Origin of the sequence: Jiangella muralis (assembly GCF_001270745.1) — a bacterium.
GTDB classification, from domain to species: Bacteria; Actinomycetota; Actinomycetes; order Jiangellales; family Jiangellaceae; genus Jiangella; species Jiangella muralis.
Map to the genome: position 1 here is coordinate 56757 of NZ_LFXL01000027.1, position 21759 is coordinate 78515.

The window sequence follows — 21759 nt, forward strand, 5'->3', positions numbered from 1 at the left end:
GTCGTCTACATGATTTTGGATACACTAGGTGTGGTGCGTGAAGGCGTCAACAGCGGCGAACGAGTTTTCCGAGGCTGAGATCCGATCGAAACACGAGCGCCCGGAGGCGCCCGGTGGGGACACCCCTTAGCCGGTCTCGGTTTCCGCTTCGACCAGCGCCTGCAGTTCGCCGGAGACCCGGTTGAGGTGCGTGGCCAGCCACGCCTTGGCCTTCTCGACGTCGCCGGCCTCGAGGTGGGCGATGAGACCGGGGTGCCCGCCGCGCTCGGGGACGCGGCGCAGCAGCAGGTACCGGCCGACGGAGTCGCGCAGGTTCTTCGCCGAGGCGAGCGTGCGCGGCCGGTCGGCCAGCGCGTAGAGCCGCTCGTAGAACTGCTTGCGCAGGTCCAGCCCGGTGGCGAGGTCGGTGGTGTCGTCGAGCTGGACCGCGAGCCGCTTGAGGTCGTCGAGCACCTCGGGCGTGAGCTTGGGGATGGACAGCTCGATCAGATGGCCCTCGAGCAGGATGCGCAGCTCGTAGATCTCGGCGATCTCCGACGGGCTGAGCACCGACACGGTGACGCCGCGGTGGGTGTGGATGCGCACCAGGCCCTCGCCCTCCAGCTGGCGGAGGCTGGCCCGCACCGGCATCCGGCTCACGCCGAGATGGGCCGCGATGGCGTCGAGGTTGAGGCGGTGGCCGGGCGGGAAGGCGCCCTGCAGGATGGCCTCGCGGATGAACGCCTGGGTCATCTCCTCGACGGTCATGAACGTGCCGCGCACGGACTTGGCGATGACGTCGAGCGTCTCGTCGTCGGCCGCGGCCGTCCCGCCATTGCGCGCGCTCGTCCTACCCATGCACGTTCCTCTGCCTTGAAGGGGTTATCAAGAATACATTCAACTGTGGATCACGACGTACGTCCATTGATCAGGCGCCACACGCGCTCGGGAGTGAGCGGAAGCCGGTCGGGCCAGCGGCCCGTCGCCCGCGCCACGGCCGCCGCCACCGCCCCGCCGATCGGGTTGAGCGTGCCCTCCCCCGCGCCTTTGGCGCCATACGGTCCCACACCGTCCCTGCGCTCGGCAATCATCAGGTCGATCTTGCGTGGGAGGTCCTTCATGCGGGGCACGCGGTAGTCGACGACGTTGGCGTTGGCGAGCTGGGGGCCGTCGTAGACGAGTTCCTCGTGCAGCGCGCTGCCCAGGCCCTGCGTCGCGGCGCCGAGGTCCTGTCCCTCGACGGCACGCGGGTTGATCGCGAAGCCGACGTCGGCGACGGTGACCAGCTGGTCGACGGCGACGACGCCGGTCTCGGGGTCGATCTCCACCGCGACGCCGACCATGCCGACCTCCCAGAACGGCGGCATCTGCTGCGTCGCGCCGTCGCGGCGGAGCAGTCCGACGCCGGTGACCTCGCCGGCCGAGCCGCCGAACCACTGCCGGACGACGGCGCCGAAGTCGAGCTCGCGCCCGTCCGGGCCGGCGACGCCGCCGGGGAGGTCGCGCACGTCGCCGGCCGCGCAGGAGTACAGCTCGGCGGCCATGTCGCGCAGCCGTGATCGCGCGTCGGCGCAGGCCCGCTGCAGCGCGAGACCGACCAGCGTGCTGGTGCGGCTGGCGCCGGTGGTCCGCTCGTACGGCGTGACGGACGTGTCGGACTGCACGACCTTGACGACGGACAGGTCGACGCCCAGCTCCTCGGCGGCGACCTGCGCGAGCAGCGACCGGCTGCCCTGGCCCATCTCCGTCGAGCCGCTGAGCACCAGGACCGAGCCGTCGGCCTGGATGCGCACCTGGGCGGTCGAGATCGGGTAGGCGCCGGCGTCGGACGCGGAGCAGCCGAAGCCGATGCCGTAGTAGGGGACGTCCTTGCGGTCGCGCTCCAGCGACTCGACCACCATCTCGAGGTCGGCCGGGATGTCGGCGTCGATGCCACGCTTGCCGGGCAGGATCTCCTCGCCCTTGCGCACGAGGTTACGCCGGCGGATGTCCGCGCCGGAGATGCCCAGCCGCTCGGCCGCCTGGTCGAGGTTGGTCTCGCCGGCGAGGTTGCCCTGCGGCGCGCCGAACCCGCGGTACGACGACGCCGGCGACGTGTTCGTGTAGACGGAGCGGCCGTGGGCGCGCAGGTGCGGCACCCGGTACGGACCGAAGCAGCGGTTCACCGACTTCGCCATGACCAGCGGGCTGTTGTCGGCGTACGCGCCGGAGTCCATGACGATGTCGAACTCGCGCGCCAGGATGGTCCCGTCGGCGGCGAACCCGCTCTTCACCCAGATGCGCGCGGAGTCGACGCGGGTGGTGTAGATCGACTCCTCGACGGTCAGCGTGAGCTTCACCGGCCGCCCGGTGACCCACGACGCCACCGACGCCAGCGGCTCGACCTTCGTGTACGACTTCGATCCGTAGCCGCCGCCGAGGTACGGCGACGTGACCCGGACCCGCGACAGCGGCAGCGAGAACACCCGGGCGAGGTCGTCGCGGACCATGTACGGGTGCTGCGCCGTCGAGACGACGGTCAGCGCGCCCTCGTGGTACGACGCGACGGCGTTGTACGGCTCCATGGCGTACGCGTAGAGCATCGGGAAGTGCACGGTGTTCTCGACGACGACGGCGGCCTCGGCGAACGCGGCGTCGACGTCACCCCAGCCGACCGTGACCTCGTGCGCGACGTTCGACAGCGCCTCCTCGGCGGGGTCGTCGACGTGCGACAGGTTCTTGAACGACTCGTCGCCGGTGGCGTCGTAGGACTGCTCGTGCACCAGCGGCGCGGCGTCGGCCAGCGCGGCGTCGATGTCCATGACGGACGGCAGGTCGGCGTAGGACACCCGGACCAGCTCGACGGCGTCGGCGGCGGCCGCGACGGTCTCGGCGACCACGATGGCGACCGGCTCGCCGTAGTAGCGCACCTTCCCGGTCGCCAGGATCCAGTGGTCGGACACGATGTGGCCGAACCGCGCGTACAGGGCCGAGATGTCGTCGGCCGTCACCACCGCGACGACGCCGGGGCCGGCCAGCGCCGCCGCGACGTCGATGCCGGTGATGCGGGCGTGCGCGCGGTCGGAGCGCACGACCTTCGCGTGCGCCATGCCGGGCATCGTCACGTCGACGCAGTACTCCGCCGCGCCGGTGACCTTCTCGATGAGGTCGGGCCGGCGCACCGACCGCCCGACGACGTTCTCACCCATGCACGCCGCCCCGCAGCCGCTCGGCGACCTGCTCGACCGCCTCGACGATCGGCTCGTAGCCGGTGCACCGGCAGATGTTGCCCTCGAGGTGCTCGACGATCGCCTCGCGGTCGGGCACGTCGTCGCCGTCGAGCAGCGCCTTCGACATCATCAGGAACCCGGGCGTGCAGAACCCGCACTGCAGCGCGAAGTTCTCGACGAACGACTCCTGCAGCGGGTGCAGCGTCTGTCCGTCGGAGAGCCCTTCGACGGTGGTGACGTCGGCGCCGTCGGCGTCGGCGGTGAGGAACGTGCACGAGCTGACCGGCCGGCCGTCGACCAGCACGGTGCACACGCCGCACACCTGCAGCTCGCAACTCACCTTGGTGCCGGTGAGGCCGAGGTCTTCGCGCAGGAAGTCGACCAGCAGCGACCGCGGCTCCACCTGCCGGCTGACGCTGACGCCGTTGACGTCGACGCTCACCGGGACGCGGGCCGGACCAGAACGTTCGGTCATGCGCTCACCTGCTCCAGCTTGGCCAGGGCACGCCGCACGTAGACACCCGTGACGTGCCGCTTGTACTCCTCGGACCCGGACAGGTCCGGCGTCGGGTCGACCCAGCCGGCGACGGCGTCGGGGTCGATCTCGCCGAGCGACCCGAACGACCACGCCATCGGCACCTCGCCGACCGCGCCGACGCCCAGCCGGTACCACCCGGTGGCGTCGTCGGCCAGCACCGCGACCCCGACCGTCGGCCGCTCCATGGTCTGGAACTTCACGTACGCGCCGCGCAGGCCGTCGCGCAGCGGGATGCGCACGTCGACCAGCAGCTCGTCGGGCTCCTTCTCCGCGTAGTACGGGCCGGCCACGAACTCCTCGACCGCGACGGTGCGCCGCCCGGCGGGTGCGGCCAGCGTGACCGACGCGCCCAGCGCCATCAGCACCGTCGCGACGTCGGACTTCGGTTCGGCGAAGCACAGGTTGCCGCCGATGGAGCCCTGGTTGCGCACCCGGGCGTTGCCGATGTGCTTCTCCATGCGGGCGAAGACCGGCAGCCGCTCCTGGATGACGGGGTGCGCGGCGAGGTCGGCGTGCCGCTCGGTGGCGCCGATGACCAGCACGCCGTCGTCGACGCGGACACCGGACAGCTCCGCCACCCGCTTGAGGTCGACCAGCGCGTCGGGCCGGTGCAGCCCGGCCCGCATGGCGAGGAGGAGCTCGGTGCCGCCGCAGTACGGCACCGAGTCCTCGGACAGCTCGCGCAGCGCCTCGTCGAGCGTGGCGGGACGCCGCAGCGCGAACGGCGGCAGCGTCATGTGGCTCCCAGCGCCTTCTCGGCATTGGCGAAGAACTCGCCGATGATCTTCTCGGCCTTCTTGTTGATGGTCCCGCCGCCCATGGCCGCGACCTTGCCGCTCACCTCGTAGACGCCGGCCACGCGCACCGCGGTGCCGCCGTCGCCGGACGGGGCGAGGTCGAGCGTCGCGTCGACCACGAGCCGGGAGCCGACCTGGCGGTCCTCGCCCTCGGCGTGCACCGTGACGTGCTCCTCGGTGCGGACGTCGCTGAGCGTGATGGCGAGGTCGGCGCGCAGCTTGAACGGTCCGAGGCGGTCCAGGAGCACCGCCGAGTACCGCTCCAGGTGCGCCAGCTCCTCGGCCTGCTCCAGCACGCTGATCCACGACACCAGCACCGGCACGTCGATCAGCGTCGCCCACGCCTGCGACGGCGCCGCGGACACCGCCAGCTCACGACCGAACTCACTTCGAGGCATGCGGGCCCCCTTCTCGTCAGCCCTTGAGCTTGGGCAGAACCTCGTTGCCGAGCAGCTCGATCTGGTCGAACCACTTGTCGAACTTGAAGCGGAAGTCGAAGACCAGGTGCTCGACGCCGGCCGCCTCGAACTTACGGCATTCCTCGACGGCGCCGTCGACGTCGCCCGCGATCAGCTGGCCCTCGAGATCGTCGACCGTCTCGAACGAGCCCGACGGCGGCTTGACCGCCCACTTGGACTTGTTCGCCCAGGCCAGCAGGCCGGGAATGTTGACGTGCTGGAGCGCCTCCTCGCGGGTGCGCTCGATCGAGGTCGGCGGGATGACGGCGATCGTGGGGCGCGGCTTGCCGGCCGCTGCCGACAGCTCCTCGATCGTCTCGACCCGCTTCTTCAGCGTGGCCATCGCGATGCGGCCGGGCATCCAGCCGTCGCAGAACTCCACCGCGAGCCGGGCCGAGCGCGGTGTGGCGCCGCAGTACCAGAACGGGATGCGCCCGCCCAGCGGCTTCGGCTCGATGGTGATGTCTTCGAAGGAGAAGTTGTCGTCCTTGTAGGAGACCTCGTTCTCGGTGAAGACCCGCTTGAGGATCTCCGCGTTGGAGCGGACCAGCTCGACGCGGTCGCGGTCACCCCAGCCGATGGCCTCGAACTCGTGGTCGAACGTGCCGGCGCCGAAGCCGAGGATCAGCCGGTCGGCGCCCAGCAGGTGCGACATGGTGCCGGCCATCAGCGCGGTGGTCAGCGGGTGCCGGAACGGGATCAGCGAGCCGGTGCCCAGCTGGATCCGCTCGGTGACGGCGCCGATCGCGGTGAGCGTGGTCAGCGCGTCGTAGAAGGTGCGGTTCGGCTTCTCCATCTCGCCGTGCGGCTCGAACACGAGGTGGTCGCGCACCCACACGGAGTCGAAACCGAGTTCCTCGGCCCGCTGGGAGCCGCGCAGCAGCTTGTCGCGGTCGGCCTGCTCACCGAAATGCGGCAGCAACAGTCCATATTTCATTCGTGACGTCCTTCGCGGGTCGGGTTACGCAGCGGGGTGGGCGGTGGCGAGCCGGCCGTGGCCGGGCTTCCCGACGACGGCGCCGTCGGCGAACACGTCCGTACCGCGGACGAGAGTGCGTTCGAACCGGACGCCGAGGCTCCGGCCGTCGTACGGCGTCCACCCGATGCGGGAGAGGACGTCATCGTTCGTGATGGTCCACGGGCTGTCGAGGTTCGCGACGACCAGGTCGGCGTCGTAGCCGACGGCGATGCGGCCCTTCCGGCCGGTGAGGCCGAACGCGTCGGCCGGGCGGCGGGCGGCGGCCTCGACGGCGCGCTCCAGCGGGAGCTTGCCCTGGCGGACCGCGTCGAGCAGCAGCGGGTAGTAGTACTGGATGCCCGGCGTGCCGGTGTGGGAGCTCCACATCTTCGTCCAGCCGATCTCCTTCTCCTCGCGCGTGTGCGGCGCGTGGTCGGAGGAGATCATGTCGATGGTGCCGTCGAGCAGGCCCTCCCACACGGCCGCCCGGTGGTTGTCGGGCACCCAGTACGACAGCACGTACGGGCCCTGCGTCTCGACGTCGCTCCACGTCGACAGGAACAGCGCCCAGTGGTTCACCTCGCCGGTGACGTCCACGCCGCGGGCCTTGGCCCGGCGGACCGCGTCGATGGAGCGGGCGGTCTGCATGTGCGCGATGTGGATGGGGCAGCCCGACGCCTCGGACAGCCGCAGCACCACGTCGATGGCGGTGTCCCAGATGACGCCGTCGCGGGCCGCGTAGGCGCTGGCGTAGCCCTGCGGGGTGTTGTCGCCGCGGGCCAGCACCTCGCCCTCGATGTAGTCCATCAGCGCCTGGTCGTGCGGGTGGATGATGAACCGCTTCCCGGTGGGCTTGATCCGGTCCATCATCTGCAGCAGGTGGCCGTGGTCGTGCATGCCGGTGCCGGCCGGGTGCGGGTAGGTGCGGCCGGTGTCGACCACCATGTAGATCTTGTAGGCGTTGATGCCGGCCTCGGCCATCGACGCGATGTCGTCGAAGTTCGTCGGCGCCGGGTTGTGGTTGTAGTCGACGATCGACTTCTCCGCGTACAGCGCCATGACCTCGTCGAGCGTCTTGCGGTCGGTCGTCGGCGGGTCCAGGTTCGGCATGCCGAAGATCGTCGTGACGCCGCCCACCGCAGCCTGTTCGGTGGTGGTGATGATGTCTTCCTTGTGCGTGTACCCGGGCTCGCGGGTGTGCACGTGGACGTCGACCATGCCGGGCAGCACCAGCCGGCCGGTGGCGTCGACGACGGTCGCGTCGTCGCCGATGGCGGTGCCGGGCGAGACCAGCCCGGCGATGGTGCCGTCGGCGCCGATCAGGACGTCGGCGCGGATCGTGCCGTCCGGAGTGACGACGTCGCCTCCGCTGATCCGGGTCGTCACTGCCATGTCACTGCCCCTCCAGGTAGGTAACCGACTCGGCCGGGCCGTCCTGGGTGGTGATGACGACGTCGCCGTTGCTCAGGTAGGTGTCGAACCAGCCCACGATCGCCGGGGTGACCTTCTCCCAGTACTTGTCGTAGGCCGCGTAGTGCGTGGTGTGCCGCTGCATGATCAGGCTGCGCGGGCCCTTGGCGGCCTCGTAGATCGCGACGGCGTGGTCGGTCGGCGTGGTGGCGTCGCCCTCGATGCCGATGACCATGAGCGGCGTGGTCAGCGTGCGGGCCGCGGCCAGCGGGTCGTACTCGAGGATCTCGTCGGCCGCGGCCAGCGAGACTGCGGTCGGGATGCGGCCGTCGACGTCGGCCTTGACCTTCGTGGCCCGCCGCTCCGGCGTCGGGACCATGATCTCCTCGCGCGGGTGGACCAGCCGTCCCTTGCCCGTGGTGACCCGCTCGCGGCGGTCGTCGTCGAGGCCCTGGAGGAAGTCGAGCCACTCGTACTCCGAGCGCATGCGGTGCAGCCAGTCGCGTCCGTTCGCGACGGGGAGCTGGCTGACGGCGGCCCGGACGCGGTCGTCGACGGCGGCCAGCAGGACGGCGTTGCCGCCGCCGGTGCCGCCGGAGCCGAACACGCCGATGCGGTCGGCGTCGACGTCGTCGCGCGTGGTCAGGTAGGTGACGGCGTTGCGCAGGTCCTGCAGCTGGACGGCCGGGGAGAGCTTCTTCTCACCCTCGGAGTCGCCGAAGCCCCGGTAGTCGAGGATCAGCACGCCGAAGCCCGCGGCGGTGAGCGCCTCGTGGTACCGGACGTACAGCTTGGCGTCCTTCAGGCCGAGCCAGCCCGGCCCCTGCACGATGGCCCGCAGCGGCCCGTCGGACTGATCCGGCGTGCGCCAGGACGCCGAGATCCGGCTGCCCTCGCTATAGAAGACGACGTCTTCGCTCCGCATCGAACCTCCATTTTGGATAATTGATACAGAGTCTAAAGTGCAGGGCCCTCCTGGGCAAGATGCTGGACCGCGCTGACGGCTATCTTATGTTGTATCCAACGCCGGGCGGGCTGCCTCGACGGGCATCGGTGTCGTTGGCGTCGGGTGACAGGAACGCCAACAGTTGGCGCTCAGGTCAACACGCGCCGGAACATCACCTACGGCCCGGCCGACCCAAGGGAAGCGAGCCCGGCGGACGGCCGACGCCGCAAGCCGGCGACTCACCCAGCCCGGCAGACCCGGCCGACCCGCGACCGGCCCAGCCCGGCGACACGGCCGGCCGGCGACTGGCCTTGGCCCGACGCCGGCCCGCTGGGGATCAGCTGCGCGACTTCGCCCGCGCGGCCCGCTTCTTCGGCGCCGGGCCCTTCGCCCGTTTCTCGGCGATCAGCTCGACCGCCCGCTCGGTGGTGAGCTGCTCGATGTCGGTGCCCCGCGGCACCGTCACGTTGATCTCGCCGTCGGTGATGTACGGGCCGAACCGGCCGTCCTTGACCACGAGCGGCTTGCCCGACGCGGGGTCGGTGCCCAGCTCGCGCAGCGGCGGCGTGGCCGCCCGTGCGCCGCGGCGGCCCTTCGGCTGCGCGAACAGCTTCTCGGCCTCCTCGACGGTGACGGTGAACAGCGACGCCTCGTCGGGAAGCGAGCGGGAGTCGGTGCCCTTCTTGACGTACGGGCCGTAGCGGCCGTTCGTCGCGACGATCTCGGCGCCCTCGGCGTCCTTGCCGACCACCCGCGGCAGCGTGAGCAGCTGCAGCGCCTCGTCGAGCGAGACGGTGTCGACCGACATGCTGCTGAACAGCGACGCCGTGGGCGGCCGCTCGTTCTTCGGCGCGTCGTCGGGCAGCAGCTCGGTGACGTACGGCCCGTACCGGCCGGACTTCGCGACGACGGTGCGCCCGGTGGCCGGGTTCTCGCCCAGCTCGCGGTCGCCGTTGCCGCGAGCCACCAGTTCGCCGGCCAGCTCGACGGTCAGCTCGTCGGGCGGGAGGTCCTCGGGGATGCTGCCGCGGTTGCCCTCGATGTCCTCGAGGTACGGCCCGTAGCGGCCGACCCGCACCGTGAAGCCCTCGCCGATGGGGAACGACGAGATCTCGCGGGCGTCGATCTCGCCGAGGTTGTCGGCCAGCTTCTTCAGGCCGTCGACGCTGTCGTCGCCGTGCCAGAACTGCGCCAGCTCGGCGGCGCGGTCGGCCCGGCCGCCGGCGATCTCGTCGAGGACGTCCTCCATCTTGGCGGTGAACTCGTAGTCGACCAGCCGGGTGAAGTGCTCTTCCAGCAACCGGACGACGGCGAAGGCCAGCCAGGCCGGCACCAGCGCGGTGCCGCGCTTGAACACGTAGCCGCGGTCGAGGATGGTGCGGATGATCGACGCGTACGTGGACGGGCGGCCGATCTCGCGCTCTTCCAGCTCCTTGACCAGCGTGGCCTCGGTGTAGCGGGCCGGCGGCTTGGTGCTGTGGCCCTCGGGCTCGATGCCGGCGGCCGTCAGTTCCTGGCCCTCGGTGAGGATCGGGAGCCGCCGCTCACGGTCGTCGAGCTCGGCCTCGGGGTCGTCGGCGCCCTCGACGTAGGCCTTGAGGAAGCCGTGGAAGGTGATGGTGCGACCGGACGCGGTGAACTCGACGGCCTCGCCGGTGCCCGCCGTGGCGCCGACCCGGACCGTCAGCGTCTCACCCTTGGCGTCGCGCATCTGCGAGGCGACGGTGCGCATCCAGATCAGCTCGTACAGGCGGTACTCGTCGTCGCGCAGGCCGGTCTCGGCCGGCGTGCGGAAGGACTCGCCGGCCGGGCGGATGGCCTCGTGCGCCTCCTGCGCGTTCTTCACCTTGCTGGTGTACTTGCGCGGCGCGTCGGGCAGGTACTCGGTGCCGTACAGCTCCGCCACCTGCGCCCGGGCCGCGTTCAGCGCGGAGTCGGACAGCGTGATGGAGTCGGTACGCATATAGGTGATGAAGCCGTTCTCGTACAGCCGCTGCGCCACCTGCATGGTGCGGGCCGCGCCGTAGCCCAGCTTGCGCGAGGCCTCCTGCTGCATGGTGGTGGTGCGGAACGGCGCGTACGGCTTGCGGGTGTACGGCTTGGCCTCGACCGAGCGGACGGCGTAGTCGGCGTCGCCGAGCGCGGCGGCCAGGGCACGGGCGCGCTGCTCGTCGAGCACCACGACGTCGCGACCCTTCACCTCGCCGCGGGCGTCGAAGTCGCGGCCGGTGGCGACCTTGGTGCCGTTGACGGTGGCCAGCCGGGCCTCGAACGCGTGCGGGTCGTCGGACGTGCCGGTGTCGAGCGTGGCTGTGAGGTCCCAGTACTCGGCCGAGCGGAACGCCATGCGCTCACGCTCGCGGTCGACGACGAGGCGCGTCGCCACGCTCTGGACCCGTCCCGCCGACAGGCCCTGCATGACCTTGCGCCACAGCACCGGGGAGACCTGGTAGCCGTAGAGGCGGTCGACGATGCGCCGGGTCTCCTGGGCGTCGACGAGGTCTTCGTCGATCTCGCGGGGGTTCTGCACGGCGGCCCGGATGGCGTCGCGGGTGATCTCGTGGAAGACCATGCGGCGGACCGGGACCTTCGGCTTCAGCTCCTCGCGCAGGTGCCACGCGATGGCCTCGCCCTCGCGGTCCTCATCGGTCGCGAGCAGGAGCTCGTCGGCATCCTTGAGCATGGTCTTGAGCTTCTTGACCTGGTCCTTGGCCCGGCCCGCGGGCACGATGTACAGCGGCTCGAACCCGCCGTCGACGTCGACGCCGACCGGGTTGCCGTAGCGCTCACGCTCGGCCGCGGGGACCTCGGTCTTCTTCGACGGCAGGTCGCGGATGTGGCCGAACGACGACTCCACCATGTAGCCGTCGCCAAGGTAGCCGGCGATGGTCTTGGCCTTCGCCGGCGACTCCACGACGACGAGACGGCGTCGGGCCGTGCCGTTCGTGGATCGAGCCATGAATGCTCCTCACTCCCCGGGCACGGTGAACCGACCCCTTCGGTTCACGAACACTCCCCTGCGACAACGCACGGTATCCGACGTTGTTCCCGAGACGCGAAGAGGATAACCAGACGGCGATCCCGGCCGCCAATGATCAACACCCCCGTCTGCTGCGACATCAGGCCGTCCGGAGGCGCGCGCCGAACACCGCGGAGCCGACCCGGACCAGTGTCGCACCTTCCGCGACGGCGGCCTCCAGATCACCGCTCATCCCCATGGAGAGGACCGGCAGCCCGGCCCCGATGACGTCGGCGGCACGGTCGCGCAGCACCCGCAGGTCGCGGTACGACGCGCGGACCGCGGCGTCGTCCGGCGACTGCAGCCCGACCGTCATCAGCCCGCGAACCCGCAGGCGATCGCGGGTAGCGACGTCCTTGACCACGGCGACCGCCTCGTCCGGCGCGACGCCGGACTTGCTGGCCTCGCCGGACGTGTTGACCTGCACCAGCACGTCGAGCGTCCGGTCGAGCGCCTCGAGCCGGCGCTGCAGCCGGTCGGCCAGCTCGACGCCGTCGACCGTCTGCACGCAGCTGACGTAGCGCAGCACCTGGTTGACCTTGTTCGACTGCAGGTGGCCGATGAAATGCCGCTCGCACGGCAGCCCGGACAGTTCGGCGTCCTTCGCCGCCAGCTCCTGGACCCGGTTCTCGCCGATCAGGCGGGCTCCGGCCGCGACGGCGACGGCGATGCGATCGGCCGGCTGCGTCTTCGTGGCCAGCAGCACCTCGACCTGGTCCGGCGCCCGCCCGGCCGCCGCGCATGCGGCGTCGACCCGTTCCCGCACTGCCGCCAGATTGGCCCGGATGTCCGCGTCGGCCGCCATCGATCCCCTTCCAGGTCGCCTTTAGAGTCTCAGTCGTGACGGTACTGGTCGGCTGGATCCTCGCACTCGGGATGGTCGTCGTGGTGCCGCTCGGGCTGCGCCTGATCGACGACGACCGGCGGCGGCTCGGACCGGTCGGCCAGGTGTGGCCGTTCGCCGGGCTGCTCGGCGGGCTGTCCCTGCTGTTCGACCGCGGCAACGCCTTCGCCAACGTGCTGGCCTGCTGCTACGCGGCCGTGGCGGCGTGGCTCGCGGTGCTGGCGCTGCTGCGGCTGCTGCGCCGGCGGTCGCTGGCGCCGGTCGAGATCGCGGTGCTGACGGCGATGGTCGCGCCGGCCGTGGCGGCCAGCTCGCTGATCGCGGAGCGCGGCGGCTGGGAGCTGCTCGGCTTCGGTATGACGACGCAGCTGCTGACGGTGGCGCACTTCCACTACGCCGGGTTCGCGGCGGCGCTCGTGGCCGGGCTGACCGCGAGCCGCGCGCCGTCACCGTCGTCGTCGGTGGCCGCGGTGACGGTGCCCGTGGGGATCGGCCTGGTGTTCCTCGGCTACTTCGCCGGTGACGGCGTGGAGCTGGCCGGCGCCGTCGTGCTGACGGCCGGCATGTGGCTGCTCGGCTGGACCGGGTGGCGCGACGTGGCGGGGGCGGCGCGGGACCGGCTCACGCGGGCGCTGTTCGGCGTCAGCGCCGCCGTGCTCGCGGTGACGATGCTGCTGGCGCTCAGCTGGGCCGCGGGCCACGTGTGGGACGCCGTCCCGCACCTGTCGCTGACCTGGATGGCCGCGACCCACGGCCTGGCGAACGCGCTCGGCTTCGCGCTGTGCGGGCTGCTCGCGTGGTGCCGGGTTCAGCGGGCGGGCGACACCCCCTCGACGAAGCTCATGTCCGGGTAGCGGTCGCCGGTCGGCACGATCGCGTCGAGCAGCTCCAGCTCGGCGGCGGTCAGCGTGACGTCCAGCGCGGCGACGTTCTCCTCCAGGTAGCGGTGCCGCTTCGTGCCCGGGATCGGCACGACGTCGTCGCCCCGCGCCAGCGCCCAGGCCAGCGCCAGCTGGCTGGCCGTCGCGCCCTTCCCGGCGGCCAGCTCGCGCACCGTCTCGACCAGCTCGAGGTTGCGCTGGAACGCCTCGCCCTGGAACCGCGGGCTGTGCCGCCGGTAGTCGCCGTCGGTGAAGTCGTCCGGCGAGGTGATCGCGCCGGTGAGGAAGCCGCGGCCGAGCGGGCTGTACGGCACCAGGCCGATGCCGAGCTCGCGGCAGGTGCCGACGATGTCGCCCTCGACGTCGCGGCTCCACAGCGACCACTCCGACTGCAGCGCGGCGATCGGGTGAACGGCATGTGCCCGGCGGATCGACTCGGCGGCGGCCTCGGACAACCCGAGGTAGCGCACCTTGCCGGCCCGGACCAGCTCGGCCATCGTGCCGATGGTGTCCTCGATCGGCGTCTTCGGGTCGACCCGGTGCAGGTAGTAGAGGTCGACGTGGTCGACGCCGAGGCGGCGCAGCGACCCGTCGATGGACGCGCGCACGTAGGCCGGGCTCGCGTCGAAGCCGCGCGCGAGCGGGTCGGCGGGGTCGAGGACGATGCCGAACTTGGTCGCCAGCACGACCTCGTCGCGGCGGCCGGCGATGGCCCGGCCGACCAGCTCCTCGTTGACGTAGGGGCCGTACACGTCGGCGGTGTCGAGGAAGGTGACGCCGAGATCGAGCGCACGGTGGATGGTGGCGATCGACTCGATGTCGTCGCCTGGGCCGTAGGACTGGCTCATGCCCATGCAGCCGAGGCCGAGGGCGGACACCGTCAGGCCGGACCGGCCGAGGGCGCGTTGGGGTAGGGACATGGTGCTCCTCGCGTTGCTGTGTATCGGGTGCTGTGCGGCTACGGGGCCGCGCTGCCGCCGTACTTGGCGATCTTGAAGTCGACAACGTCGAGCGCGATGCGCAGCGCCTCCATCCGGACCCGCACCGCCTCCCGGTGCTCGACCAGCAGCGCCAGCCGTTCCGGCTCAGTAGCCGGGCCGAGCGCGGCCAGCTCGAAGTAGCGCTGGATGTCGCGGATCGGCATGTCGAGCTGGCGCAGCCGGGTGATGAACACGACCCGGTCGACGTCGTCGGGGGTGTAGTGCCGCCGCCCGGCGCTGTCGCGAGGGACGTCGAGCAGGCCGGCGCGCTCGTAGTAGCGCAGTGTGTGGGCCGTCACGCCGGTGCGCTCGGCCACCTCGGAGATGGTCTCGGACGGTGCGGTGAGCGTCGTCACGTCATCGACGGTAGGGCTTCGAGTGCACTCGAAGTCAAGTCACTCGTAGCCGAACGTCTGCGTCCAGTACGGTCCGCCGGAGCTGTCCGCCGCGCCGACGCCGATCGCCTCGAAGTCGCAGTTCAGGATGTTCGCCCGATGACCGTCGCTGTCCATCCAGCCGTCGACGACGGCTTCGGCGGACTGATAGCCCCACGCGATGTTCTCGCCGCCCCAGCTGTCGTAGCCGGCCCGTTCCGCCCGCTCGCCCGGCCCGACGCCCTCCGGCGTCTCGTGGTCGAAGTAGTCGCGCTCGGCCATGTCGTCGCTGTGCGCGAGGGCGGCCTCGTGCAGCCGGTCGTCGGCGCGCAGCGGGCCGCAGCCCTCGTCGGCGCGGATCTCGTTGGTGCGGTCGACGACCTCCTGCTCCCGCTCGGACATGCCCTCGGGGTCCGGCTCGTCCGGCGGATTCGGCGTGCCGGGGTTGGTCGGCTCCGGCTCGGCCGGCTCCTCCGGTTCGGGCTGCTCGGTCTCCGGCGGCTCGGGCTCCGGCTCCTCGGTCTCCTGGGGCTCCGGGGTCGGCGTCGGAGTGGGCGTGGGTGTCGGGGTCGGCGTCGCGGACGGTGTGGGCGTCGGGCTGGGCGTCTGGGCGGGCGGCGAGGACGACTCCTGCGGGACCAGCTCGGCGCTCTCCGTCCGCGGGATCGCCATCGGCTCGTCGCCGCAGCCGGACGTCACCAGGACGGCGATGGCGGCGGCGCAGGCCGCGATGCTCGCCCGCCTCGGCAGCATGCCCGCCTCCGTCCACTTGACGGAGGGCATTCTTGCCCCGCCCCGGAGTGTCCGAAACCTCCTGGTTCTCCGGCCCGGCGGTCAGTCGCAGGGGCGGTCCGCGCTGACGGCGTAGGTGCGGGCCGTGCCCTCGCTGCGCAACAGCTCGAGGGCGGCGAGGAGACGGTCGACGTCGGCGGCGGCGGAGCCGAGGCCGAAGCTGGCCCGCAGCGCGCCGTCCTCTGCGCCCAGCCGGCCGAGCAGCGGATGCGCGCAGAACCGGCCGTCGCGTACCCCGATGGCGTGCTCGGCGGACAGGTACTCGGCCACCTGCCGCGCGGAGTAGCCGTCGACGGTGAACGCGACGACGCCGACGGCGGAGCCGCTGTCCGGCCACAGCCGCAGCGTCCGCACGCCGTCGATGCGGTCCAGCCCGGCCAGCAGCCGCCGGCGCAGCGCCGACTCGTGCACCTCGACGCAGCCCTCGGGCAGCGCCGCGACCGCCTCGCAGGCGGCGGCCAGCGCGGCCGCCCCGATGACGTTCGGCGAGCCGCCCTCGTGCCGGGCCGGGGCCGGCGCCCACTGCGTCGCCGTCGTCGTGACCTCGCGGACGGCGCCGCCGCCGGCGAGATACGGCGGGGCGGCGTCGAGCCAGTCGCGCCGCCCGACCAGCACGCCGGCGCCGAACGGTGCGTACAGCTTGTGCCCGGAGAACGCGACGTAGTCCAGCTCGCCGGCCACGATGTCGATGCGCCGGTGCGGGGCGAGCTGCGCGGCGTCGACGGCGATCCGCGCGCCGTTGCGATGCGCCAGCCCGGCCAGGGCACCGAGCGGCAGCTGCTCGCCCGTCACGTTCGAGGCGCCGGTGACGGCGAGCAGCGCGGCCGGGCGCCGGGCCAGCTCAACCTGGAGCCGGCTCAGCGTCTGCGCCAGCGTCGGCGCGGCCTCGACGATCCGGTGCGGGCCGCGCTGCCAGGGCAGCAGGTTGGCGTGGTGCTCGAGGTCGAGGACCACCACCTCGCCGCCCTCGGGCACGCAGCCGGCCAGCAGGTTCAGCGCGTCGGTGGTGTTGCGGACGAACACCACGACGTCGTCCTCGCGGGCGCCGACGAACCCGGCGACGGTGGCGCGGGCGTCCTCATACCGCTGCGTCGACAGCTGCGACGGGTACCCGGCGCCGCGGTGCACGCTTGCGTACGTCGGCAGGATCTCGGCGACGTGGTCGGCGACGGCGCGCAGTGCGGGCGCGCTGGCCGCGTAGTCGAGGTTGACGTAGCGGGCGTCGCCGCCACCGGCCAGCGGCGCCCGCAAGTCGGCGCCGACGACCGGGAGCAGTGGCTGCGTCGGCGCGGCGGGGAGCTGGGTGGTGGTGCGAGGCAGGTCGGTCACGGTCACGGCGTTCCTCCGGGTCGAGGGACCCGGGGCCGGGTCCGCGCTTGCCGGCTCGGTGCCGAGGCGGCCAGGTCGTCACCCGGGGCACCCCACCGCGCGGAGGGTTGCCGGCCAGCGAGCCGGGGCTTGGCGCTGGCGCTCATGACCTTTCGACCGCAAGCCTAACGGCCCTCCCCTTGATCGTCCACTCCTTGAACGAAATCGTCTCGGTAGTTGAGAACCTGGTCCAGTTCGCCGCGGTCCTGGCCGACGCGGCAGAATGCCGGGGACGTCCTGCCGAGAGAGTGGAACCACGTGTCCAAGCCCGTCCTGCCGTCCGTCCAGCAGCGCATCGCCGACGAGCTCGGCGTGCCCGAGCACCAGGTCGGCGCCGCCGTCGGCCTGCTCGACGAGGGCGCCACCGTCCCGTTCATCGCGCGGTACCGCAAAGAGCGCACCGGCGGGCTCGACGACACCCAGCTGCGCACGCTCGAGGAGCGGCTGCGGTACCTGCGCGAGCTGGAGGAGCGCCGCTCCGCCGTGCTCGAGTCCGTCCGCGAACAGGGCAAGCTCGACGACGCGCTCGAGGCGCAGATCCTGCTGGCCGACACCAAGGCCCGGCTCGAGGACATCTACCTGCCGTACAAGCCGAAGCGGCGCACGAAGGCGCAGATCGCCCGCGAGGCCGGGCTGGAGCCGCTGGCCGATGGTCTGCTCACCGACCCCACGCAGGACCCGCAGACCGTCGCCGCCGGCTATCTGAACCCGGAGGCCGGGGTCGAGGACACCGCCGCCGCGCTGGCCGGCGCCCGGGCCATCCTGGTCGAGCGGTTCACCGAGGACGCCGACCTCATCGGCACGCTGCGCGAGCAGGTGTGGACGGCCGGGCGCATGACGGCGAAGGTGCGCGAGGGCAAGGAGCAGGCCGGTGCGAAGTTCGCCGACTACTTCGAGTTCGCCGAGCCGCTGACGAAGCTGCCGTCGCACCGCGTGCTGGCCATGCTGCGCGGCGAGAAGGAGGAGATCCTCGACCTCACCGTCGACCCCACCGGCGACGACGGCTCCACCGCGGCGTACGAGGGCGAGATCGCGCACCGGTTCGGCATCCGCAACGACGGCCGCCCGGCCGACGGCTGGCTGGCCGACACCGTCCGCTGGGCCTGGCGCACCCGCATCATGCTCCGCCTCGACCTCGACCTGCGCACCCGGCTGCGCGAGGCGGCCGAGGAGGAGGCGATCCGGGTGTTCGCCACGAACCTGCGCGACCTGCTGCTGGCCGCACCCGCCGGCACCCGGGCCACGCTCGGCCTGGACCCCGGGTTCCGCACCGGCGTCAAGGTCGCCGTCGTCGACGCCACCGGGAAGGTCGTCGCCACCGACGTCATCTACCCGCACCAGCCGGCGAACCGGTGGGACGACGCGCTGGCCACGCTCGACCGGCTCGCGCGCGAACACCAGGTCGACCTGGTCGCGATCGGCAACGGCACCGCGTCTCGCGAGACCGACAAGCTGGCCGCCGACCTCGTCAAGCGGCGGCCCGGGCTGACCAAGGTGATGGTCTCCGAGGCCGGCGCGTCGGTGTACTCCGCGTCCGCGTTCGCGTCGCAAGAACTGCCCGGCATGGACGTCTCGCTGCGCGGCGCGGTGTCCATCGCGCGGCGGCTGCAGGACCCGCTGGCCGAGCTGGTGAAGATCGACCCGAAGTCCATCGGCGTCGGGCAGTACCAGCACGACCTCCCCGACTTCGCGCTGTCCCGCTCGCTCGACGCGGTCGTCGAGGACTGCGTCAACGCCGTCGGCGTCGACCTCAACACCGCGTCGACGCCGCTGCTCAGCCGGGTCTCCGGCATCACGCCCGGGCTGGCCGAGAACATCGTCACGCACCGCGAGACCAACGGCCCGTTCCGCACCCGCAGCGCGCTCAAGGAGGTCACGCGGCTCGGCCCGAAGGCGTTCGAGCAGTGCGCCGGCTTCCTGCGCATCCCCGGCGGCGACGACCCGCTCGACGCGTCCGGCGTGCACCCCGAGGCGTACCCGCTGGTGCGGCGCATCGTCGGCACCTCGGGCCGCGACCTCGGCGGGTTGCTCGGCGACACCCGCACGCTGCGCGAGTTCCGGCCCGCCGACTTCGCCGACGACGTGTTCGGCGTGCCGACCGTCACCGACGTGCTGCGCGAGCTGGAGAAGCCCGGCCGTGACCCCCGCCCGTCGTTCCAGACCGCCACCTTCAGCGACGGCGTCGAGAAGCTCACCGATCTCACCCCCGGCATGCGCCTGGAGGGCGTCGTCACCAACGTGGCCGCGTTCGGCGCCTTCGTCGACGTCGGCGTGCACCAGGACGGACTGGTGCACGTGTCGGCGATGTCCAAGCGGTTCATCTCGGACCCGCGCGAGGTGGTCAAGCCCGGCGACGTCGTCAAGGTCAAGGTCCTCGAGGTCGACGTCGACCGCAAGCGCATCTCGCTCACCCTGCGACTGGACGACGAGCTGCCGGCGCCGGGCGCGGGCGGCCGCGGCGGCCAGCGCGGCGGAGGCCAGCCGCGCGGCGGTCAGCGGGGTGGCGGCCAGCCCCGCGGTGGCGGTGGCGGCGGCCGGCCGCAGCGCGAGCGCGACGCCGCACCGACCAGCGGCGCCATCGCCGACGCGTTCCGCCGGGCCGGCTACGACCGCTGACAGCACGTCGATGGTTGGCACTGCCCACTGCATCACCGCAGGTCAAGTCGGCTGATTGGACCGAACCACGCCCTTGCCCATGCGCCCGGGCAGGGTCTAGCGTCGCCCGCGGAGGGACCGGCGCAGGGGGCACGAGGAGCCGGTGTTCCCACCCGGCCCGGGGGGCATGAGATTCCACGCACGAGCACGAGCACCACCGATGCGATCCACGATCGATCCGCAGTGCTCACTCCGCAGCACGACCGTGGAACTCCCATGACATCCAACGGGGGATGACATGAAACGCATCATCATCATCCTGGTGGCCGTATTCGGGCTGCTCGGATTCGCCAGCACACCGGCCGTCGCCCAGAGCGGCCACTTCATCGAGGGCGGCGGCAACGCCCCCGAGTGTGTCGACATCGGCACCCAGGTGACCTGCGACGGCAAGGTCGCCGGCCTCGGCGGCACCACCTTCGAGATCACCGTTGAGGCGACCGGAATCGCCGAGGTCGTCTGCTTCAACCCGGCCGGCCACCGCGCCCCCGGGCAGGACACCGAAGTGACCGTGTCCGGCACGACGACACCGCTGCCGACGCCGCGCAACGGGCAGTTCGTGTTCAGCATCACCAGCGACGACCCGGAGCCACTGCCGCCGACGCCCACCTGCCCGAACGCGCAGTGGACGCCCGACATCGTCGACGTCGCCTTCACCGAGGCCACGCTGACGCTGCTCGAGGACGGCGTGGTCTCCGACGTGGTGACCGTGCCAGTCACGTCGTGACGTAACAGTTCGATCGACCAGCCAGGGGTCGGGCCCGCAGGCCCGGCCCCCTTCTCACGCCGTCATGGAGTGGTGCCGAGCTTGGGGTCGAATGCCGTCACCCAGAACACCCGGTGCTCGACGTCGTAGTCGTGGATCATCGCGGTGTTGCCGGGCCGCAGCTCCTCGATGCCGTCGTGGCGCACCTCGATGACGACGGGGGCGCCGTCGGGGCCGGTGACCTCGGCCTGGCCGGCGTCGGGGCCGACCTCGCCGGTGCGCACCACGCAGATGGTGCCGACCAGCCGGGCCGGGTCGGCCGGACGTCCGGGGCGGAACAGCCGGCGGATCGGCCGGGCCAGCAGCGCCGTCCCCAGCCCGGCGGCCACCAGCGCGACCACCGCGATCACGATGGACGCCGGCAGCCCCGGCGGGTGCGCCGCGACGTCGCCGGTGTGGATGAGCGTGCCGGCCAGCGTCGCCAGCCAGGCGAACACGAGGAACACCGACCCGGTGACGTTCAGCGGCACGCCGTCGCCGGCCCCGGGCGCGCTGCCGCCGACCATGATGAGCAGCCAGTAGACGACCACGGCGACGGTGAGGAACGTGAACGGCACCACCGGGAACGTCATGGCAGCGTCGAAGAGATCGTTGATCGCCACCGTCCAGCCTTCCGAACGCGCAGGTGGTCGACGCGAAGCATAACGCCGCGACCGCCCACCGCACCGGGGATTTCCGGTAGGTGACTAGGGTCGGCTGGTGCGCGCGATGGTCTACACGAGGTTCCGCGACCGCCCGGTCGTCCGCGACGTCGCCGAGCCGGTCTGCCCGCCCGGCGGCGCCGTCATCCGGGTCGAGGCGACCGGGCTGTGCCGCAGCGATTGGCACGGCTGGATGGGCCACGACGACGACATCACCGTGCCGCACGTGCCGGGGCACGAGCTGGCCGGCGTGCTCGCGGAGGTCGGGCCGGACACCCCGGACCAAGGCTGGCGGCCGGGCGAGCGCGTCACCGTCCCGTTCGTCTGCGCGTGCGGCACGTGCGAGCAGTGCCGGGCCGGTCACCACCAGGTCTGCGAGCGGCAGACGCAGCCGGGCTTCACCCACTGGGGCTCGTTCGCCGAGTACGTGGCGATCGAACACGCCGCCGTCAACCTCGTCCGGCTGCCCGACGCGGTCGGCTTCGCCACGGCGGCCGGGCTGGGCTGCCGGTTCGCCACGGCTTACCGAGCGGTCGTGCAGCAGGGCCGGGTCGCACCCGGCGAGTGGGTCGCGGTGCACGGCTGCGGCGGGCTGGGACTGTCCGCCGTCATGATCGCGGCGGCGCACGGCGCGCGGGTGGTCGCCGTCGACGTCGCCGCGCCGGCACTGGAGCTGGCCCGGAGCGTGGGCGCCGCGGTCACGGTCGACGCCAGCGACGGGACCGACGTGGTGGCCGCGGTCCGCGACGCGACCGGCGGCGGGGCGCACCTGTCGCTCGACGCACTCGGCAGCACCACGACGTTCCAGAACTCGGTACGCGGGCTGCGGCGCCGCGGGCGGCACGTCCAGGCCGGGCTGCTGCTCGCCGAGCACGCGACGCAGGCGGTGGCGATGGGCCCGGTGGTCGGGACCGAACTGGAACTGCTCGGCAGTCACGGCATGGCCGCCCACCACTACCCGGCGATGCTGGCCGAGATCGCCGCCGGCACGCTGCGGCCGGAGCTGCTGCTCGGCCGCGAGCTGACCCTCGAGGACGGCGTCGACGCGCTGCTGGCGATGTCGGACGGATCGCCGACCGGGGTGACGATCCTCCGGCCGAACGGACCTGCCGCCAGCCCCTGAAGCGGTGGCAGCCGACCGCAAGGT

General features: G+C 72.1%; 19 protein-coding genes and 1 riboswitch. Of the genes, 4 read left to right on the top strand and 15 right to left on the bottom strand.

Annotated elements, in window-relative coordinates; all coding sequences use genetic code 11:
- Positions 1-126 precede the first annotated feature (126 nt).
- From ACW62_RS22855 to ACW62_RS22900, 10 genes are all read right to left on the bottom strand, one after another.
- Positions 127-837 (bottom strand): GntR family transcriptional regulator, encoded by a 711-nt coding sequence (locus ACW62_RS22855; RefSeq protein ID WP_053206418.1) that lies wholly within the window; start codon positions 835-837, stop codon positions 127-129.
- Between the two features lie 50 nt (positions 838-887).
- On the bottom strand, positions 888-3167 hold the full coding sequence (locus tag ACW62_RS22860; RefSeq protein ID WP_053206419.1) for a xanthine dehydrogenase family protein molybdopterin-binding subunit: 2280 nt from the start codon (positions 3165-3167) through the stop codon (positions 888-890).
- Positions 3160-3663: a (2Fe-2S)-binding protein gene (locus ACW62_RS22865; protein ID WP_053206420.1), complete on the bottom strand. Its 504-nt coding sequence runs from the start codon at positions 3661-3663 to the stop codon at positions 3160-3162. Before ACW62_RS22865 ends, ACW62_RS22860 begins: the two co-directional genes overlap by 8 nt.
- On the bottom strand, positions 3660-4463 hold the full coding sequence (locus tag ACW62_RS22870; RefSeq protein WP_053206421.1) for an FAD binding domain-containing protein: 804 nt from the start codon (positions 4461-4463) through the stop codon (positions 3660-3662). Before ACW62_RS22870 ends, ACW62_RS22865 begins: the two co-directional genes overlap by 4 nt.
- On the bottom strand, positions 4460-4921 hold the full coding sequence (locus tag ACW62_RS22875) for an SRPBCC family protein (RefSeq protein ID WP_053206422.1): 462 nt from the start codon (positions 4919-4921) through the stop codon (positions 4460-4462). The genes ACW62_RS22870 and ACW62_RS22875 overlap by 4 nt, the downstream gene beginning before the upstream one ends.
- A 16-nt stretch (positions 4922-4937) precedes the next feature.
- Complete coding sequence (locus tag ACW62_RS22880; RefSeq protein WP_053206423.1) at positions 4938-5918, bottom strand: LLM class flavin-dependent oxidoreductase; 981 nt, start codon at positions 5916-5918, stop codon at positions 4938-4940.
- A 24-nt stretch (positions 5919-5942) separates the two neighbouring features.
- Positions 5943-7331: a dihydroorotase gene (locus ACW62_RS22885; protein ID WP_053206424.1), complete on the bottom strand. Its 1389-nt coding sequence runs from the start codon at positions 7329-7331 to the stop codon at positions 5943-5945.
- Position 7332: 1 nt separating this feature from the next.
- Entirely contained in the window at positions 7333-8274 is a 942-nt protein-coding gene (locus tag ACW62_RS22890) for an alpha/beta hydrolase (protein ID WP_053206425.1), read from the bottom strand.
- 358 nt (positions 8275-8632) lie between these two features.
- Positions 8633-11254 (bottom strand): type I DNA topoisomerase, encoded by a 2622-nt coding sequence (gene topA / locus ACW62_RS22895; RefSeq protein ID WP_083460061.1) that lies wholly within the window; start codon positions 11252-11254, stop codon positions 8633-8635.
- 160 nt (positions 11255-11414) lie between these two features.
- Positions 11415-12119: a YggS family pyridoxal phosphate-dependent enzyme gene (locus tag ACW62_RS22900; protein WP_053206426.1), complete on the bottom strand. Its 705-nt coding sequence runs from the start codon at positions 12117-12119 to the stop codon at positions 11415-11417.
- 35 nt (positions 12120-12154) lie between these two features.
- On the opposite strand from ACW62_RS22900, the gene ACW62_RS22905 reads away from it, so the two are divergent.
- Positions 12155-13012: a YndJ family protein gene (locus tag ACW62_RS22905; protein WP_053206427.1), complete on the top strand. Its 858-nt coding sequence runs from the start codon at positions 12155-12157 to the stop codon at positions 13010-13012.
- Here ACW62_RS22905 and ACW62_RS22910 read toward each other — a convergent pair.
- The 4 genes from ACW62_RS22910 to ACW62_RS22925 all read right to left on the bottom strand — a co-directional run bounded on the left by ACW62_RS22910 (position 12967) and on the right by ACW62_RS22925 (position 16520).
- Positions 12967-13959 carry an aldo/keto reductase gene (locus ACW62_RS22910; protein ID WP_053206428.1) on the bottom strand — a complete coding sequence of 331 codons (993 nt, stop codon included), beginning with the start codon at positions 13957-13959 and terminating at the stop codon, positions 12967-12969. The genes ACW62_RS22905 and ACW62_RS22910 overlap by 46 nt on opposite strands.
- Positions 13960-13997: 38 nt before the next feature.
- A complete protein-coding gene (locus ACW62_RS22915; RefSeq protein ID WP_053206429.1) occupies positions 13998-14375 on the bottom strand; it encodes a MerR family transcriptional regulator in 378 nt (125 codons plus the stop codon).
- A gap of 39 nt (positions 14376-14414) precedes the next feature.
- Positions 14415-15146, bottom strand: a complete 732-nt coding sequence (locus ACW62_RS35365) for a CAP domain-containing protein (protein WP_205629541.1) — start codon at positions 15144-15146, stop codon at positions 14415-14417.
- Between the two features lie 81 nt (positions 15147-15227).
- Entirely contained in the window at positions 15228-16520 is a 1293-nt protein-coding gene (locus ACW62_RS22925; RefSeq protein ID WP_420843615.1) for an aminotransferase class V-fold PLP-dependent enzyme, read from the bottom strand.
- 32 nt (positions 16521-16552) lie between these two features.
- A riboswitch (SAM riboswitch) is annotated at positions 16553-16664 on the bottom strand.
- A 147-nt stretch (positions 16665-16811) separates the two neighbouring features.
- On the opposite strand from ACW62_RS22925, the gene ACW62_RS22930 reads away from it, so the two are divergent.
- Entirely contained in the window at positions 16812-19169 is a 2358-nt protein-coding gene (locus ACW62_RS22930; protein WP_053206430.1) for a Tex family protein, read from the top strand.
- 277 nt (positions 19170-19446) lie between these two features.
- The gene (locus ACW62_RS22935; protein WP_053206431.1) at positions 19447-19932 is read left to right on the top strand and encodes a hypothetical protein; all 486 of its coding nucleotides are present in this window, start codon (positions 19447-19449) and stop codon (positions 19930-19932) included.
- 62 nt (positions 19933-19994) lie between these two features.
- On the opposite strand, the gene ACW62_RS22940 is transcribed toward ACW62_RS22935, so the two are convergent.
- Entirely contained in the window at positions 19995-20573 is a 579-nt protein-coding gene (locus ACW62_RS22940) for a hypothetical protein (protein ID WP_053206432.1), read from the bottom strand.
- A 97-nt stretch (positions 20574-20670) separates the two neighbouring features.
- Here ACW62_RS22940 and ACW62_RS22945 point away from each other — a divergent pair, with 97 nt between their 5' ends.
- Positions 20671-21735: a zinc-dependent alcohol dehydrogenase family protein gene (locus ACW62_RS22945; RefSeq protein WP_053206433.1), complete on the top strand. Its 1065-nt coding sequence runs from the start codon at positions 20671-20673 to the stop codon at positions 21733-21735.
- Positions 21736-21759: the final 24 nt, after the last annotated feature.